Source organism: Massilia aurea (assembly GCF_024753205.1).
In the GTDB taxonomy this organism is placed as follows: domain Bacteria; phylum Pseudomonadota; class Gammaproteobacteria; order Burkholderiales; family Burkholderiaceae_D; genus Telluria; species Telluria aurea.
On record NZ_JANUGZ010000004.1, the window covers coordinates 163,876 to 180,115 of the forward strand.

The 16,240-nt window shown below is 64.9% G+C and carries 20 protein-coding genes; 8 read left to right on the forward strand and 12 right to left on the reverse strand.

Annotation, left to right across the window (positions count from 1 at the left end; translation table 11 throughout):
- Positions 1 to 33: 33 nt before the first annotated feature.
- The 4 genes from NX775_RS15805 to NX775_RS15820 form a co-directional block, all read right to left on the reverse strand.
- Positions 34 to 2,013, reverse strand: coding sequence for a DUF6600 domain-containing protein (locus tag NX775_RS15805; RefSeq protein WP_258836885.1), 1,980 nt, complete (start codon positions 2,011 to 2,013; stop codon positions 34 to 36).
- A 113-nt stretch (positions 2,014 to 2,126) separates the two neighbouring features.
- Complete coding sequence (locus NX775_RS15810) at positions 2,127 to 2,765, reverse strand: LysE family transporter (RefSeq protein WP_183554964.1); 639 nt, start codon at positions 2,763 to 2,765, stop codon at positions 2,127 to 2,129.
- A gap of 114 nt (positions 2,766 to 2,879) precedes the next feature.
- Entirely contained in the window at positions 2,880 to 3,167 is a 288-nt protein-coding gene (locus NX775_RS15815; protein WP_183554962.1) for an HU family DNA-binding protein, read from the reverse strand.
- An 89-nt stretch (positions 3,168 to 3,256) separates the two neighbouring features.
- The gene (locus tag NX775_RS15820) at positions 3,257 to 3,466 is read right to left on the reverse strand and encodes a BrnA antitoxin family protein (RefSeq protein WP_258836886.1); all 210 of its coding nucleotides are present in this window, start codon (positions 3,464 to 3,466) and stop codon (positions 3,257 to 3,259) included.
- Between the two features lie 50 nt (positions 3,467 to 3,516).
- Between NX775_RS15820 and NX775_RS15825 the strand changes: the two genes are divergently transcribed.
- The 3 genes from NX775_RS15825 to NX775_RS15835 are packed head-to-tail and all read left to right on the forward strand — an operon-like array spanning position 3,517 to position 5,466.
- Positions 3,517 to 3,693: a hypothetical protein gene (locus tag NX775_RS15825; protein ID WP_258836887.1), complete on the forward strand. Its 177-nt coding sequence runs from the start codon at positions 3,517 to 3,519 to the stop codon at positions 3,691 to 3,693.
- Positions 3,672 to 4,604 carry a DUF808 domain-containing protein gene (locus NX775_RS15830; RefSeq protein ID WP_258836888.1) on the forward strand — a complete coding sequence of 311 codons (933 nt, stop codon included), beginning with the start codon at positions 3,672 to 3,674 and terminating at the stop codon, positions 4,602 to 4,604. The genes NX775_RS15825 and NX775_RS15830 overlap by 22 nt, the downstream gene beginning before the upstream one ends.
- 1 nt (position 4,605) lies before the next feature.
- Positions 4,606 to 5,466 (forward strand): oxygenase MpaB family protein, encoded by an 861-nt coding sequence (locus tag NX775_RS15835; RefSeq protein WP_258836889.1) that lies wholly within the window; start codon positions 4,606 to 4,608, stop codon positions 5,464 to 5,466.
- Positions 5,467 to 5,473: 7 nt separating this feature from the next.
- Here NX775_RS15835 and NX775_RS15840 read toward each other — a convergent pair whose 3' ends face one another.
- Positions 5,474 to 5,947 carry a hypothetical protein gene (locus NX775_RS15840; protein ID WP_258836890.1) on the reverse strand — a complete coding sequence of 158 codons (474 nt, stop codon included), beginning with the start codon at positions 5,945 to 5,947 and terminating at the stop codon, positions 5,474 to 5,476.
- A gap of 36 nt (positions 5,948 to 5,983) precedes the next feature.
- Between NX775_RS15840 and NX775_RS15845 the strand changes: the two genes are divergently transcribed.
- Genes NX775_RS15845 through NX775_RS15855 form a run of 3 tightly spaced genes read left to right on the forward strand, consistent with a single transcriptional unit; the run spans position 5,984 to position 8,815 of the window.
- Positions 5,984 to 7,273, forward strand: a complete 1,290-nt coding sequence (locus NX775_RS15845; protein ID WP_258836891.1) for an SDR family oxidoreductase — start codon at positions 5,984 to 5,986, stop codon at positions 7,271 to 7,273.
- The gene (locus tag NX775_RS15850; RefSeq protein WP_258837399.1) at positions 7,273 to 7,737 is read left to right on the forward strand and encodes a DUF2269 family protein; all 465 of its coding nucleotides are present in this window, start codon (positions 7,273 to 7,275) and stop codon (positions 7,735 to 7,737) included. The genes NX775_RS15845 and NX775_RS15850 overlap by 1 nt, the downstream gene beginning before the upstream one ends.
- A 52-nt stretch (positions 7,738 to 7,789) precedes the next feature.
- Positions 7,790 to 8,815 (forward strand): zinc-dependent alcohol dehydrogenase family protein, encoded by a 1,026-nt coding sequence (locus NX775_RS15855; RefSeq protein WP_258836892.1) that lies wholly within the window; start codon positions 7,790 to 7,792, stop codon positions 8,813 to 8,815.
- Here NX775_RS15855 and NX775_RS15860 read toward each other — a convergent pair whose 3' ends face one another.
- The 3 genes from NX775_RS15860 to NX775_RS15870 all read right to left on the reverse strand — a co-directional run bounded on the left by NX775_RS15860 (position 8,816) and on the right by NX775_RS15870 (position 10,506).
- A complete protein-coding gene (locus NX775_RS15860) occupies positions 8,816 to 9,592 on the reverse strand; it encodes a glutaminyl-peptide cyclotransferase (RefSeq protein WP_258836893.1) in 777 nt (258 codons plus the stop codon).
- A gap of 66 nt (positions 9,593 to 9,658) precedes the next feature.
- Entirely contained in the window at positions 9,659 to 10,078 is a 420-nt protein-coding gene (locus NX775_RS15865; protein WP_258836894.1) for a DUF6644 family protein, read from the reverse strand.
- Positions 10,079 to 10,158: 80 nt separating this feature from the next.
- Complete coding sequence (locus NX775_RS15870) at positions 10,159 to 10,506, reverse strand: DUF6152 family protein (protein WP_258836895.1); 348 nt, start codon at positions 10,504 to 10,506, stop codon at positions 10,159 to 10,161.
- Between the two features lie 143 nt (positions 10,507 to 10,649).
- Between NX775_RS15870 and NX775_RS15875 the strand changes: the two genes are divergently transcribed.
- Both NX775_RS15875 and NX775_RS15880 read left to right on the forward strand, forming a co-directional pair.
- A complete protein-coding gene (locus NX775_RS15875) occupies positions 10,650 to 11,156 on the forward strand; it encodes a GNAT family N-acetyltransferase (protein WP_258836896.1) in 507 nt (168 codons plus the stop codon).
- A 129-nt stretch (positions 11,157 to 11,285) separates the two neighbouring features.
- Positions 11,286 to 11,933 carry a DUF6624 domain-containing protein gene (locus NX775_RS15880; RefSeq protein ID WP_258836897.1) on the forward strand — a complete coding sequence of 216 codons (648 nt, stop codon included), beginning with the start codon at positions 11,286 to 11,288 and terminating at the stop codon, positions 11,931 to 11,933.
- Between the two features lie 82 nt (positions 11,934 to 12,015).
- On the opposite strand, the gene nfsB is transcribed toward NX775_RS15880, so the two are convergent.
- From nfsB to NX775_RS15900, 4 genes are all read right to left on the reverse strand, one after another.
- Positions 12,016 to 12,672: an oxygen-insensitive NAD(P)H nitroreductase gene (nfsB, locus tag NX775_RS15885; protein ID WP_258836898.1), complete on the reverse strand. Its 657-nt coding sequence runs from the start codon at positions 12,670 to 12,672 to the stop codon at positions 12,016 to 12,018.
- Between the two features lie 69 nt (positions 12,673 to 12,741).
- On the reverse strand, positions 12,742 to 13,749 hold the full coding sequence (locus NX775_RS15890) for a zinc-binding alcohol dehydrogenase family protein (RefSeq protein WP_258836899.1): 1,008 nt from the start codon (positions 13,747 to 13,749) through the stop codon (positions 12,742 to 12,744).
- A 457-nt stretch (positions 13,750 to 14,206) separates the two neighbouring features.
- The gene (locus NX775_RS15895) at positions 14,207 to 15,520 is read right to left on the reverse strand and encodes a Xaa-Pro dipeptidase (RefSeq protein WP_307732274.1); all 1,314 of its coding nucleotides are present in this window, start codon (positions 15,518 to 15,520) and stop codon (positions 14,207 to 14,209) included.
- 79 nt (positions 15,521 to 15,599) lie between these two features.
- Complete coding sequence (locus NX775_RS15900) at positions 15,600 to 16,217, reverse strand: LysE/ArgO family amino acid transporter (protein ID WP_258836900.1); 618 nt, start codon at positions 16,215 to 16,217, stop codon at positions 15,600 to 15,602.
- Between the last annotated feature and the right edge of the window lie 23 nt (positions 16,218 to 16,240).

The window sequence follows — 16,240 nt, forward strand, 5'->3', positions numbered from 1 at the left end:
CCCTGAGGGTGGGCTGAAAACCGCCGGTACCGGTCAGCGCTCCACGCGCGACACGCCGCGCGCGTCGGTGTTGGCGCGCTGGTCATTGTTGCGCTGCGCCGGCGTGAAGGCGGGCGCCGATGGCTGCGGGCGCGGCGCTGGCGGGGCCACCATCTGCGGCGGCGCGGCGGGTCGCTGCGGCGCGTTCAACATCGGACCAGGCTCGGGACGCGGCTGGGGACGCGGATCCGGGCGAGATTCTGGCCGCGAATCTGGCCGCGAATCTGGCCGTGACTCTGGCCGTGACTCCGGCCGCGCAAACACCGGTGCATTGGTCGACATGACCGGTTGCCGCTGAATGCGTTCGGCCTGCTCGCGCATGCGCTCGCGCCCGAACCGCTCCCGGTCGTTGCGCTCGACCTGGAACCGCATGCGGTCCATCTGATTACGGTTCTCGAACTCGCGCCCCATGCGTTCACGTTCGCCCTGTTCGCGCAGCGCCCGCTCCTGGCCCTCCATGCGCTCGCGCGCCAGTCGCTCGCCGTAATTGCGTTCGCGCGTGAGCCGTTCCTGCTCGCCGCGTTCACGCGCCTGTTGCTCGAACTGTATGCGGTCAAGCCCGGGGCGCTCAAAGACTGGGCGCTCGAGGCCAGGGCGCTCGACGCCGGCGCGCCCGACATTCGCGCGATCGAGCAGGTCGCGCCGGTCGCGGTTCCAGCCGGGGCGCGCCACCAGCGGTGGCGGCGGCGCGCTGCCCGGCGTGCCGGACACCAGCTGCTCCGGACGGTTCGGGCGCGGCGCGCGCGGGACGATCACCGGACCGCGCCCCCCGAACTGCTCGCGCGGCACGACGGTCAGGCCGTTGTAGCGACCTGGCTGCTGTTGCTCGCGGCGGGTAGCGTGGCGCCAGTCGTTCAGGCGGCGCAGGCGCTCGCCCGACAGGCGATAGCCCGGCACATAACGGTCATACGGACTGAGTGGATACCAGCCATGCGCCGCCAGGTTGTGCGACTGGAAGCCCACATTCCAGTTGCTGCCGCCGACCCAGCCCACCAGCGCCGGCGACCACACCGGGCGCCGCTCGGGACGCCCCGGTGCCCAGGCCCAGCGATTGCGCACCTGCACCCAGCGTCCGTAGTGGAAGGGCGCGTAACCCCACGGCGCATTGTCGACCCAGGTCCAGCCCCACGGGGCGATGAAGGTCCAGCTGCCGTCGCGGTAGGGCGTCCAGTCGGCGGCTACCTGCGGGGTCCACAGGCTGCCGTAGTCCGAACTCGTGCTCCAGCTGCCGTAGCGGTCGAGTTCTTCGTAGCCGGTCATCTCGGTGCCGATATGGCGCGAGGATTGCGCCGCCACCAGGGCCTGGTCGCGCGTGAGCGACCAGTCGTCGAAGTTGTCGCGCTGCGCCTGCAGCGTGCGCACGTCCTCATCGCGCACCTGGGCCGCGCGCCCGCCGCGCACGGTCAGGCTGGCGCCGGCGCCGTCGACCTGCGCTTCGCCATCGAGCACGCTCACGAGGCTCGTATCGCGCTCACGCTCGGCGTCCACGCGCAGGCGTCCCGGCTGTGTCAGGCGCACGGTGGCTTGCGCCGTGCGCAGTTCGAATTCGGGCACGACGTCGACGTTCAGCACGCGCACGCTGACGCTGCCGTAATGCAGGCGCAGGCGCAGGCTGTCGTCGTCCAGTTCCGTGACTTCGAGCGAGCTGTCGCCATCGAGCCGGATGGCGGTGGAGCCAATCCGCAGCTCGGTGCGCGCACCGGGTGCGGTGGAGATCAAGTTGCGCGACGTGATTGGCCAGTTCAGTTGCGCCGGGGACGATTCGGCGCCGACGTCGCCACCGATGTCGACCTTGCCCTGGACCAGCGAGATGCGTCCGGCCCGGCCCGGAGCCTCGGCCAGTTGCGTGTCATCCTGAAGCTCTGCCTGGCCCTGTTCGAGCGCGTCAGTCTGCAGCACCGTTTGCGCGGGCACGGACGTGGAAAACGCCGCCAGTACGAGCAATGCGGCGGTCGGGGCGAAACGAGGGGTCATGGTGGTGCTCCGGAGGGGAACGCAGACGGAAAGGTACAAACGCATTACAACGCGCGGCCGCTGACCGGGCAACGCGGCTTACAAACAGTTGCATCTGCCGGCAGACCGGCGTGTCAGCCCGGATGACGCTTGACGAAAAACAGCATCGAGCCAATCACCACCAGCACGCCGCCGAACACGCGGTTCTGCAGTTTCATGTGGCGCGGATCGCGCATATAGCGCTGCATCGAGGCGGCCAGCGCGGCGTAGCAGTGCATGACGACCGAATCGATGACGACCATCGTCACGCCAAGGATCGCCAGTTGCGTGAGCAGCGGGGCGTCTTTCGAGATGAACTGGGGCAGCACCGCGACCATGAAGATGATGCCCTTCGGGTTGGTGGTGTTGGTCAAAAAGCCCGTCAGCACGCGGCGGCCGAACGGCGGGTGCGCTTCCAGGCCGACGGTCGATGCGGCGGGGCCGGGCGCAGGCGCGGCGCGCCACTGGCTCACGCCCAGGTAGATCAGGTACAGCGCGCCGACCACCTTGACGATCGTGAAGGCAACCGAGGATGCCAGCAGCAGCGAGCCGACACCGGCGCCGGCGATGATCAACACCAGTATCAGGCCCAGTTGCAGGCCCAGCACCGTGGCGCTGGCTTTCTTGAGGCCATAGGCCAGACCGTGCGACATCGACAGCACCGCGCCGGAACCGGGCGAAATGGCGATCAGGGAACCGGCGATGACGAAGGCGATCCAGGTGGCGAAGCTCATGGTGGCGGCTAGAAAATGGGGAACAGCGGGGAGGGTGGACGACGGGACGTTACTGCATCAGCCTCGCGCGCGCGACCCGCACAGGGGCCGCGGCACAAGGCCGTGGGATGGTGCTTACTTCTTTTTGGTCGGGTTGACCGATGCCTTCAGGGTCGCGCCAGCCGAGAAACGCGGGCTCTTCGACGCCGCGATCTTGATCACTTCGCCGGTGGCAGGATTGCGGCCCTTGCGTGCAGCGCGCTTCGTCACCGAGAAGGTGCCAAAGCCGGTGATGCCGACCGTGTCGCCTTTTTTGAGGCGCTCGGTGATGATCTCGATGATCGTGTTCACGGCCACGCCAGCGGCAGCACCGGACATCTCGGTACGCTTCGCGAATTCTGCGATCAGTTCGCCTTTTTTCATAAATCCCTCCGGGGTTAAAAGAGCGGGAAGATTAGCATAAATATTGCCAAGTGCAATGCCGCGCCAGGAGGGAAATCTGCAAGGAAGCCTTATGCGACGCCAGTTTCGATGTTCGAGCCGTTCAAACGGTTGCGCAGCGCGGCGTTGATCAGGGTCTGGTATCCGGTACCACAACGCTCGGACAGAGTGCGAAATTCGTTGAGGACTTCGTCGTCGAGATAGATGGTGATGCGGGTCTTGCGCTTGGGAGGACGGACACGGCGAACGGGAGCGGCGGCCTGGATCGAATCGGTGTTCATGGGATCTCCTTCTTGATGGGGGACGAGGCTGCAGCACCGCAACCTTCAGCATGAACAATACGTACAGCGCATCCGACGCGCGCGGCAAAAGCGACGAGATGCAGATTGGCGGGGTTGAAACGCAAAAACCGGCGCTGAACCGTGTAGGTACTTTACGGCGCCTCGGTTACTATCATTGCAACTTAATTTTGAAGGAGCACGACCCATGGCTGGAGCAAGTTTACTGACCCTATTGGACGATATTGCCGCCGTCCTCGACGACGTTGCCGTGATGAGCAAGGTCGCCGCCAAGAAAACCGCCGGCGTCCTGGGCGACGACCTGGCGCTCAATGCGCAGCAAGTCACGGGCGTGCGCGCCGACCGCGAACTGCCCGTGGTCTGGGCCGTGGCCAAGGGCTCGTTCGTCAACAAGGCGATCCTGGTACCGGCCGCACTGGCCATCTCGGTGTTTCTGCCGTGGCTCATCACGCCGCTGCTGATGATCGGCGGCGCCTTCCTGTGCTTCGAGGGCGCCGAAAAGCTCGCGCACAAATTCCTGCACAGCCCTGAGGAAGATGCGCAGCACAAGGCCGCGCACGTGGCGGCGGTGGCCAATACCGAGGTCGATCTGGTCGCGCTGGAAAAGGAAAAGATCAAGGGCGCCGTGCGCACCGACTTCATCCTGTCGGCCGAGATCATCGTGATCTCGCTGGGCACGCTGGTGGGCGTGGCCTTCGGCCAGCAGGTGGCCGTACTGGTGGCGATCGCCATCCTGATGACGATCGGCGTGTACGGCCTAGTGGGCGCCATCGTGAAGATGGACGATGCGGGTCTGTACCTGAGCAAAAGCCAGAACGGCGCCGCGCGCGGCCTGGGCAAGGGCTTGCTGGCGTTCGCGCCGCGCCTGATGAAGGTGCTGTCGGTGGTCGGTACCGCCGCCATGTTCATGGTCGGCGGCGGCATCATCGCCCACGCCATCCCTGCCGTACACCACTTCGCGCAAAACATGGCCGCCGGCGTGGCTGACGTACCGGCCATCGGTGGCGTGCTGGCGTTCCTGGTCCCGACTCTGGTCGACGCGCTCGTCGGCGTGCTCGTGGGCGCAATCATCGTCGCTGTCGTGACGCTGGTGCAGCGCATGCGGGGCAAGAAAGGCTGACGTGCTGGCGCAGCTGCGGGCATTGATGCAACCACCGGCCGGCATGGCGTTCGACTTCAGCCAGCCGGCCGGCGAACCGGCGCTCGCGCCGGCCGGCGGCATCACCTGGCAGGTGTTCGCCAACCCGGTCGCGCTGTTCATTGGCGGGGTGACGGCGGTGCTGCTTGAACTGGCCGAACCGTCAGTGCGCACCGGCGTCTGGGAGCACAGCAGCTTTCGGCGCGACCCGGGCCTGCGTCTGCGCCGCACCGGCTTTGCCGCGATGATGACGGTGTATGGCCCCCGCTCGGCGGCCGAACAACTGATCGCGAACGTGGTGCGCATCCACCGCCACGTGCAGGGCACCACGCCGGACGGCGTGCCCTACCACGCGAACGATCCGCGCCTGCTCGACTGGGTCCAGGCCACGGCCACCTTCGGCTTTACCGAGGCGTTTCATCGTTACGCGCGCCGTTTGTCGGCGCTGGAGAAGGATGCGGCGTTCGCGGAGGCGCAGCCTGCGGCGCGCTTGTATGGCGCGACGGGTGCGCCGCGCTCGTGGAGCGAGTGGGAAGGCACGCTGGCCAGCATTGCGCCCGGCCTGGAAGGGTCGGTCATCCTGGCCGATTTCATTCGGATCATGGGTGAGGCGCCGATCCTGCCGGCGCCCCTGCGGCCGCTCCAGCGTTTGCTGGTACGCGCCGCCATCGAGATCACACCGGAGCCGGTGCGCTCATTGCCGCAACTTCGCGGCCACGGCCTGCGCCTGGGCGAGGCCACGCTGGTACGGGCCCTGGCGCGCGGCGCCGGCTTGCTGCCACTGGGCGACACGCCACCGGCGCAGGCCACCCGGCGGCTGGCGACAGCCAGGCCGCACCACTAACACACCATCACTTCGGCGGCTGATTACGCCGCAAGAACATCGAGCCCAGGGCCATGCCGACGGCAATCGACGTATAGACCACACCCAGCGACTTGTTCGACAAGCGCTTCTGGTACCCCGGCTGCAATGGACGGGGCGTCAGCTTGTGGTCGGTGAAGGCGGCAAAGGCCGACGTTGCCGCTGCCGAGGCCAGGACGGCCGACGGGTTCTTCTGATCGAGCACGCCGCCCATGACACGCTCGAACACCAGGGCCCAGACCGTGGCGCTGGCATGGTGAATCAACAGGCCAGGCACCGTGTAGCGCAGCGAGAAGCGGTCGCGGTAGCTGGCTTTGCGGCCGTGCACATAGTGACTGACAGCATTGGTTGCGGCATAAGGGCTGCCAGTATCTTTCTTTGCGACCAGCGCCATGGCGACCGTCGAGACAATACTCGAGGCCGCACCGGAGACGAGTGCGCGCTGTATTACCGTATATTTCATACAATCCTCTTTTCGATCGCGTAAAGGGAACATCGGATGCGGATTTTGCTGACGGGTGCAAGCGGGTTTGTTGGGCAACACTTGTTGCAAGCGTTGCTGACCGAAGGCCACCACGTCGTCTGTGCGGTGCGTCATCCCGAAACGAGCGACGACCCGCGCCTCAGCTATATCCATGCTGATTTCACTAACGATAACAATAAATCAACCTGGCTGTCGCGCCTCTCGGGAATCGACGCCGTGATCAACACGGTCGGCATTTTTCGCGAGAGCGGGCGACAGACGTTTGTCCGCCTGCACAAGGAAACGCCGCGCGCCCTGTTTGCGGCCTGCGCCGAATCGCATGACGTGCAGATGGTGGTCCAGCTGTCCGCGCTGGGCGCCGATCGCGAGGGCACCACGCCGTATCACGTGTCCAAGCGCGAAGCCGACGACTACCTCGCATCGCTGCCACTGCGCTCCTACATCGTCCAGCCATCGCTCGTGTATGGCCGCGACGGCGCCAGCGCGCGCGCCATGCGCACACTGGCCAGCATGCCGTTCACGCTGCGCTTCGGCAGCAAGCCGCAGCTGGTGCAGCCGATCCACATCGACGACCTGGTAGCGGCCATCATCGGCCTGTTCAAGCACCGGCTGCCGATGGCGCCCGACGGCGGCGCGACGATGCGCGTGCCGCTGGTAGGGCCGCAGGCGATGCCCTTCACCGAGTACCTGGCCACGCTGCGCCGTGCGATGGCGATGGGCCGCCAGCCGGTGCTGCACTTGCCCGGGCCGGTGGCCAGGTTCGCGGCCGGCGTCGCGGGGCTGCTGCCAGGTTCGCTGCTGGATCGCGACGCGCTGAAGATGCTCGATCACGACAACAGCGCCGACGCGACACTCACGGCTAACCTGATCGGCCATCCGCCACGGCCCGTGAGTGCCTTCATCCAGGACGCCGAGTGCGAGCGCGCGCGCGCCAAACTTGGCTGGCTGCTGCCGGTCCTGCGCTACGCCATTGCCGCGGTCTGGATCATCACGGCGATCGTTTCGCTCGGCCTGTTCCCGATCGAGGACAGCCTCGCGCTGCTGGCGCAGGCGGGCGTACCGCCGGAGCTGCAACTGCCCGCGCTGTACGGCGCGGCGGGCCTGGATCTTCTGCTGGGACTGGGCACGCTGTTCCTGCCGCGGCGCCGCTGGCTGTGGGTGGCGCAATTTGGCCTGATCGGTGTGTACAGCGTCGTGATTGCACTGAAGCTGCCGGAATTTCTGGTCCATCCGTTCGGGCCGTTGATCAAGAACCTGCCGCTGCTGGCGGCCATCTGGCTGCTGTACCACCTCGAGGACAAATGATGGATTACCTGGTGCTCAAATGGCTGCACATCGTCTCGTCGACGCTGCTGTTTGGCACCGGCATCGGGTCGGCCTGGTACATGCTGTTTGCGAACGTGAGCCGCGACGTGCGCGCCATCGCGGTGGTCTCGAAATACGTGGTCATCGCCGACTGGCTGTTCACCGCCACCACGGCCGTGCTGCAGCCGCTGACCGGCTTCTACATGATCTACCTGGCCGGCTATCCACTGCACAGCAAGTGGATCATGTGGTCGATCATGCTGTACGTGCTGGCCGGCGCCTGCTGGCTGCCGGTGGTCTGGCTGCAAATCCGGATGCGCGACCTGGCGTGCGCCGCAGCGCGCGACGCTACCGAATTGCCAGCGCTGTACTGGCGCTATTTCAGAATCTGGGTGACGCTGGGCGTGCCGGCATTTGCGGCGTTCATCGTCATTTTCTGGCTGATGGTGGCCAAGCCGGTGTAAGGCCGCCACCGCGCCTTTTTTCAACACGACATTCTTCAATACAGGAGTACCCATGCGGGCATACCAAATTCTTCACGGCGCCAATATCGATGGCCTGCAAGCCATCGAGTATCCAGTGCGCGACCTTGGCCTGGGCGAAGTGCGCATTCGCGTCCACGCCGTTTCCCTCAACTATCGCGACCTGATGGTCGCATCCGGTAACTACCTGGTCTCGGTCGACGATCCGATCATCCCTTGCTCGGACGGCGCCGGCGAAGTGCTGGCCGTCGGGCCGGGCGTCACGCGCGTGCAGGTGGGCGATCGCGTGGCCGGTTCGTTCTTTCCGTTCTGGCATGAGGGGGCACCCACGCCCGCCAAGATCCGCAATGGCCTGGGCGGCGACATCGACGGCATGCTGGCCGAAGAAGTCGTGCTGCACGAGGATGCGCTGGCGATTGTCCCGGCGGGCCTGAGCTTCATCGAGGCGGCCACGATGCCCTGCGCAGCGGTCACCGCGTGGAATGCCATCTTCGTCTCGAGCAATCACGTCAAGCCCGGCGACACCGTGCTGCTGCTGGGGACGGGCGGCGTGTCGATCCTGGGCCTGCAACTGGCGCGCGCCGCCGGCCTGCGCACCATCGTCACGTCGTCGAGCGACGAGAAGCTGGCACGCGCACGCGAACTGGGCGCGCATCACACGATCAACTACACCACGATCCCCGAGTGGCAGGACGAAGTGCTGCACCTGACCCATGGCGTGGGCGCGCAGGTGGTACTGGAGGTGGGTGGCCAGGGCACGGTGAACCGGTCAGTGGCGGCGGTGGCAATGGGCGGCACGGTGGCCATCATTGGCGGCGTGAGCGGCTTTGGCGGTGAAGTCAATCCGGCGACGCTGCTGGCCAGCGCCAAGCGCCTGGTGGGCGTGCACGTGGGCAGCCGGGCGATGCTGGAGGACGTGATGCGCTTCGTCGACGCCAGCGGTGTCAAGCCGGTGATCGATCGCGTGTTCCCGTTCGACCAGGCGCAGGACGCGTACCGCTATCTGGAATCCGGTGCGCACTTCGGCAAGGTCGTGATCGATGTGACCAAAGCCACGTAATCAGCGGCGCAGGCGTGGCACCAGCTCGATTTCAAACAGCTTGGGCCACAGCTTGCCGGTGACGAACAGGCGCTTGCCTTTTTCGTCCCAGGCGATGCCGTTCAGGACGGCGTCGACGGATGTGGTGCCGCGCGCTTCCGGCGGCAGCAGGCCAGTCAGGTCGATCAGGCCAAGGACCTTGCCGCTGTCGGGATCGATGCGCAGGATGAGGTCTGTCCCCCAGACATTCGAATACAGCTCGCCGTTCACGAATTCGAGCTCGTTCAGGCGTGGCACCGGCTGGCCCTCGGCCGTGACCTGGATGCGGCGCAGCTCCTTCATCGTCTTCGGATCGAGGATGCGGATGGCAGCGCTGCCGTCGCTCATGTACAGCTGCTTCGCATCGCCCGCCAGGCCCCAGCCTTCGCCCTCGTACTTGAATTGCTGTTTGAGCTTGAAGGTCTTGAGGTCGAACACGTAGCCGACCTGCGACTGCCAGGTCAGGCCGACCAGGGTATTGCCCACTGCGGTGGAGCCTTCGCCGAACACGTTGGCCGGCAGATCGGCCTTCTGCACCACCTTGCCCGTCTTGATTTCGACCTTGCGGATCGTCGAGTGGCCGATCTGGCCCGTGCTTTCGTACAGGTAGCCGTCGCGGTAGGACAGACCCTGCGTGAACGCTTGCGGATCGTGGGGGTAGGTGTTCTTGACAACGAAGCCGTAGACCGGCGGCGCAGCGTGGACGCTGCTGGCGACGATGAAGGCGGCGATGGCAAAGGTGGTGAGCTGTTTCAGCATGGCGGGTCGGGAGGAAAGCGGCAGGAGACTGTAGCACGAAGCCCGGGTGGTTGTTCGAGAGGCTTGCTACACATAGGCCAGTAGCCGCCCGCAGGCGATAACGCCGATCCAGAGCAGCAGCGACAGCGCCGCGTGCAGCCGGGCGCGTAGCGGCGCTCTGGCAGGCCAGCGTGCGGCCGTGCGCCACGGTCCGACGTGAAACGCCAGCGCATTGCCGCCCGCCGCAACGATCAGCGCCAGCTTGAGCAGGAAAGCCCGGTTATCCAGCAGCTCGGGCTGGGTCGAGAACAGCAGCACGCCACTGGGCACGATCAGCAGCAGCGCGGCCCACGACCAGGGTAGCAGGTGGCGCGCCAGCGCCTGCACGGGCAGCGTCTCAGCCGGCCGCGCACGCCCAACGCCGAGCAGGCGCAGGTCGAACATGGCCACCGCGCCGACCAGCACCGTGAAGCCCACGATGTGGACGATCTCGACGAGCGGGTACAACCAGGCGCCGTCGCGCAGGGCTTGCGCCGGCGAGGTCGCTGCGAGCCACGCCGCCTCCGCCGCTGCCGCGTGCGCGGCGCTCAGCGCAGCTCCGTCACCTTGTCGCCCACCGTGATGCGTTCGGCGCGCAGTTCGGCGGACTTGGTGCGGTTGGGATAACCGACGACGGTGACGGTGCCGCCGACGGCCAGCATGTCCCTGGCCAGGCCACGGTTTTCCATCCGGCTGGGTGGCGCCAGTACGACGAGCCAGGTTTTGTCCGGTGTCTTGAGGCGGACGTAGCCGTGAGGCTGGCGGTAACCCGATTCCTTGATGGTTCCGGTCAGCTGCTGCGGGCGGGTGGCGTCGTACTCGCTCCAGCCGTGGTGGGCGGCGGCGCTGGCGGATATGGCCAGCAGCAGGGCGGCCAAAGCAGGTGTGCGTTTCATGGGCGACTCCGGTGAAGGTGACTCGACGAATGCAGCGCCAGCATATGCCTGTGACGGGGATGCGGGCGCACGGTTTCTGCGCAGGTTTCGTTAGGTACGGGCGCGTGTACGATGTGCTGTCACCAATGCATCGGGAGTGGGTCATGCTGATATGCCGTGCGGCCACCGCAGCCGATCTTGCGGCCTTGTGGCCGCTGCGCACGCGGGCCGTGCGGGCCCGTTGCGCGGCGCACTATCCAGCGACCGTGATCGAGACCTGGTCCGCCAGCGCGCCGCCGGCGTCATTGGCGGAGCTGGTGAATCTGGGGAGCGCCGTGGTAGCGGAAGAAGACGGCGCGCTGGCAGGATTCGCGGTGCTCGACCTGGCCAGCGGCGAAGTCGATGCTGTCTTTGTCGAACCAAGGCATCAGGGACGCGGGATCGCGCTGGACTTGCTGCGCTGGCTCGAAGGACTGGCGCAGGGGCGCGGCGTGCAGCGCCTGTTCCTGTCGGCGTCGCTCAATGCGGTGGCGTTCTATGAGCGCGCCGGATTCATGCGGGTGCGCGACGAGGTGTACGCGCATCGCAGCGGGATCGGCATCGCGTCCGTGTTCATGGAAAAGATGCTGTCATCCGCTTGCGATGGCGCAGCACTGATCAAAAGAACGTGAACGTCGCCTCTTGAGCTGTTTCAGCATGACTGGTCAGGAAGAAGACAGCAGCAAATCATGCAGGATGCGTAGACCTCGCCAGGTAGCGGTCTTACACTGGTCTGGTGATTACTGCCATCAAGGATACGGATGCAGAATTTTTTGAAGGCGCTGGGCATCGCGGTGGCTGCCATGCTGCCTTGCGTCGCGGCGCAGGCGGCCTGCGAGGACTACACGAAGGAACTGCGCACGATGGTCAGCGCCGACCAGGCCATGCGCTCCCGGCTCGACTTCAGCAAGATCAACACCCCGGCCCAGCAGAAAATCGGGGCGCACATGGCCGTGATCGACCGTGCCAACACGGCGCGTCTGAAAGTCCTGTTTGCACAGTGCGGTTTTCCTGACACCGAAAAGCACGGCGAGCGCGCCGAGCGCGATGCCTGGCTGCTGGTGCAGCACGCCGATCACGACAGGGCATTCCAGAAGCAGACGTTGGCCTTGCTCGAGAAGATCGCTGCAAAGCGTGGCGAACCGGTAGGGCGCAACTTTGCCTATCTGTCCGACCGTGTCGCGCTGGCCGAGCGCAGGCCGCAGCTGTATGGCACCCAGCTGATGTCGCTGCCAGAGCAGCCGTGCAATATAGAGTTCGATCGGCTGGACGATCGCGAGAAAGTCGAAGCACGCCGCGCCGCCCTGAATATGCCCCCACTCGATATCTACAAAAAGATGGTCATCAAAAACGCAAACTGCCAGGGGGATGTGCCGGAGACCAAGACAGCGTCGCCATCACCACAGTGATTGGTGCACAGGCCGCAGCGCACGCAGGGGCGACGCAAGACAAAAAAAAGGCCCACCGAAGTGGGCCAGTCTTACGCTCGCATCAATCGATGAAGGTGAACGTCGCTTCCTGCGTCAGGCGCGACTTCGGCAAGCCCGCATTGAAGTCGGCTGGCGAGGAGTAACCGAAGCTCACCAGCACCAGGCTGGTCAAGCCTTTCTCGTTCAGGCCGAATTCAGCGTCGAGGATCTTCTGGTCGAAGCCTTCCATCGGCGTCGCATCGATCTCCAGCGTGGCTGCGCCGACCAGCGCGGTGCCCAGCGCCAGATACACCTGCTTCTCGAGCCACTGGGCCACGTCCTTGGTGCCGTAGCGGTGCTGGTTGACATAGCCGCGGCGGGTGGCTTCCTGGCCGGCGCGCGCCTGCGCGTCGCGGAAGCGCCCGTCGCGCTCTTCCTGCTCCAGCAGCGCGTCCATGTGTGCTTCGTCCATGTCGACGCGGGAGCACAGCACGATCACGTGTGACGCATCGTTGACCTTGCCGGCGTTGTAGACGTAGCCGCCCTGAGTCGCCTTGGCGATCCGTGCACGGCCATCAGGCGTGTTGGCGACGATGAAGTGCCATGGCTGCGAATTGACCGACGACGCGCTGTTACGCAGCAGGTCATACACTTGCTGCATCACTTCTTCGGGGATGCGACGCCCGCTATCGTAGGCTTTAGCAGTATGGCGCTTCTTGGCGGCCGACAGAATGTCCATGGTGTTCCTTTCGCTTTCGCTGGGTGATCGTGGGATTTTTCAATCCCACGATGGTAAGCGATTCCGGCGTCAGAAGTTTTCGAGGACGATTTTTCCGATCGCCTTGCCGCTTTCGATCAGCGCATGCGCGCGGCGCAGGTTGTCGGCCGTGATCGGGCCGAAGTGCTCGCCCAGGGTCGTCGTCAGGCGGCCCTCGTCGACCATGTCGGCCACGCGGTTCAGCAGCTCGTGCTGGCGCACCATGTCGGGTGTGCCGAACAGCGAGCGCGTGAACATCAGCTCCCAGTGCAGCGAGATCGATTTGCGCTTGAGCGGCACCGCGTCGAGCGTGGCCGGATCGTCGATCAGCGCCAGCTGGCCCTGCGGCGCGAGGGCCTCGATGATGTCGGCGTAGTGATGATCGGTGTGGGTCAGGCTGATGACGATGTCGACCTGATCGAAGCCCAGGTCGGCCAGCTGCGGCTGCATCGGGCGCGTATGGTCGACGGTATGGTGCGCACCCAGTTTGGTGACCCATTCGCGCGTGGCATCGCGCGACGCGCTGCCGATGACGGTGAGGCCCGTGAGCTGGCGCGCGAGCTGAATCAGGATCGAGCCAACACCGCCGGCCGCGCCGATGACCAGCAGCGACTTGCCAGCTCCGCCGCCTTCGGGCACGCGCAGGCGGTCGAACAGCAGCTCCCAGGCCGTGATCGACGTCAGGGGCAGAGCAGCCGCTTCGGCGAAGCCGAGCGTACCGGGCTTCTTGCCAACGATGCGCTCATCGACCGCCTGGAACTGGCTGTTGGAGCCGGGGCGAATAAGCGATCCGGCATAAAACACCTCATCGCCCGGCGCGAACAGCGTGACACTTTCACCAACCGACTGCACGACACCACTGGCATCCCACCCGAGCACGCGCGGCTCAGTCACCGCCACGCCAAGGCGAATCTTGGTATCGACCGGATTGACCGACACCGCACGCACCTCGACCACCACATCATGCGGCCCCGGCTCCGGCATCGCCAATTCCATCTCGACAAGCGCCTTCGGATCATCGATCGGCAGCCCATTCTGCGTATAAACAATTGCTTTCATTTCTTCTCCTAAAAACAAACAATGAGGGTCAGAGTCGAATTTTCTGACAACTTCAGTTAATCAATTTCTTATTAATTCGACTCTGACCCCAATTGATTTGCAAGACATAAAGCCGAGCTCGCGTTTGAAGCCACGCCGAACGGAAATTGGATCAATTGCTCATTAATTCTACTCTGACCCTCATTGTTTAATGGGGTAATGCGGCTTAAAACTATGCCTGTAAGATACTAATTTAAATCAGGAAATTAAATCATTCCTGATGGTATAAAATTCAAAGAAAACAATTAGGGTCAGAGTCGAATTGTTTGTCAATTTTTGAAAATAAATTGAAAATTAATTCGACTCTGACCCTAATTAAAGCTGGCACATATTCAAGTGATTCAATACTGTTGACGCTGCAACATTTACTGGCTTGATGTTGGGCTATTGCTCATTAATTCTACACTGACCCTCATTTTTATGGGGTGAGGCGTTTGACGATGAGGCCGTTCTGGATGACGACGGCGGGGGCTTCCAGCAGGCGGACGTTGACGGTTGGGTCGCCTTCGACGGCGACCAGGTCGGCGTAGCGGCCGGGTTCGATGATGCCGACGTCTTTGCGTGCCAGTGCTTCGGCGGCGTTGATAGTGGCGCTCTGGATTGCCTGGAGTGGCGTCATGCCGTACTGGACCATGACGGCGAACTGCTTGCCATTGCCACCGTGCGGATGGACGCCGGCGTCGGTGCCGAAGACCATTTTCACGCCGGCCGCATGCGCGCGCTTGAAGTTCTGGCGCTGCAGTTCCGTTACTTCGCGGTCCTTGCGCAGATTGTCTTCCAGCACGCCGTTCTTCTTGCCCTCAAGCGCCGTGTAGCTGCCGTTGTAGATGTCCATCGACAGCCACGCGCCGTGCTTCTTGGCCAGGGCGATGCCTTCGTCGTCGATCAGGCTGGCGTGTTCGATCGTGTTCACGCCGGCGCGGATGGCGTCCTTGATGCCGGCGGCGCCGTGCGCGTGGGCGGCGACCTGCAGGCCCCACTGGTGCGCTTCTTCGACGGCCGCGCGCAGTTCGGCGAGGTTCATTTGCTGCTGGCCCGGCTCGGTGTTGCGCGAGAAGACGCCGCCCGTGGCGCACACCTTGATGACCTGGGCGCCGTACTTGCGCAGCGAGCGCACCGACTTGCGCACTTCGTCCGGACCGTCGGCGTTATAAGGGCCTTTCTGGTCCATCGATGGCGGGAAGTAGGTGCTGTCGCAGTGGCTGCCGGTCGGGCCGAACGACCAGGCGGCGGGGATGATGCGCGGGCCGCGCACCTTGCCGGCGTCGATCGCCTGGCCCAGGCCGACGTCGTTCCAGTCGGCCGAGCCGAGATTGCGCACGGTGGTAAAGCCCGCGTCGAGCGTCTTGCCCGCATGGACCACGGCCAGCGCCGACCAGAAGCGGTCGTTATATTCGAGGTTGCTGTAGCCGCCGTAGGTAGGGTCGGAATCGAGGTGGACGTGCATATCGATCAGGCCGGGCAGCAGCGTCATGCCGGGCAGGTCGATGCGCGTGGGGGCTTCGCCAGCGGCGACTGCACCACCTGCACCACTTGCGCCACCCGCACGCCCGATGCTGACGACTTTACCATCGCGTACCAGGATCTCGGGCTTGTCGATCATGCGCCCGGTTTTCACGTCCAGCAGCCGCTCGGCGCTGATGATGACGTCGGCGGCGTGTACGCCGGACCAGCCCACGGTGGCCATGCACAGGGCCATCAGTTTCAGTGCCAAACGGTTCTTGCGGTTCAAGCCAGCTCCTCGAAAATTGGATGGACAAAATGCAACTTTACACCGCCATGCACCCTGTCCATCCACTTTTTTTGCAGCCTCACGCGTCGAGCACGAGCAGCACCGCCAGCACCAGCATCACGGCGCCCGTCAGCGCCTCGATCACGCGCCACACCCGAGGCCGCGCCAGCGTCGACGCGAAGCGCCGCGCGCCCAGCCCAATCGCCGAGAACCACAACGCCGACGCCGTGATCGCCCCCAGCGCAAACGAACTGCGCTCGCTCGCCGCCAGGCTGCTGCCGACCGCCCCCAGCAGCACCACGGTGTCCAGATACACGTGCGGATTGAGCAGCGACAGCGCCAGCACCGTCGCCAGCGCCGCGCCCAGCGTCTGCGCCTGCGCAGCTGCGTCGCCGGACAAGGTCGCGCCGCCACGCCAGCTGCTCGACCAGCAGCGCAGGCCATACCAGACCAGGAATGCCGCGCCGCCGTAGCGGGCCAGCGGCATCAGGACCGGCGACGCTTCGATCAGCGCGCCCAGGCCACTGGTGCCCGCCGCGATCAGGATCGCATCGACGATGATGCAGGTGGCGACTGTCGGCAGCACGTGCCGCCCCCGCACTGCGGTGCGCAGCACGTGCGCGTTCTGCGCGCCGATGCCGATGATGAGACCAGCGCCCAGGCCCAGCCCCTGAAGATAGATCTGTTGCGAGAACATGGCAGCCTTTCGCGCGAAAGCCG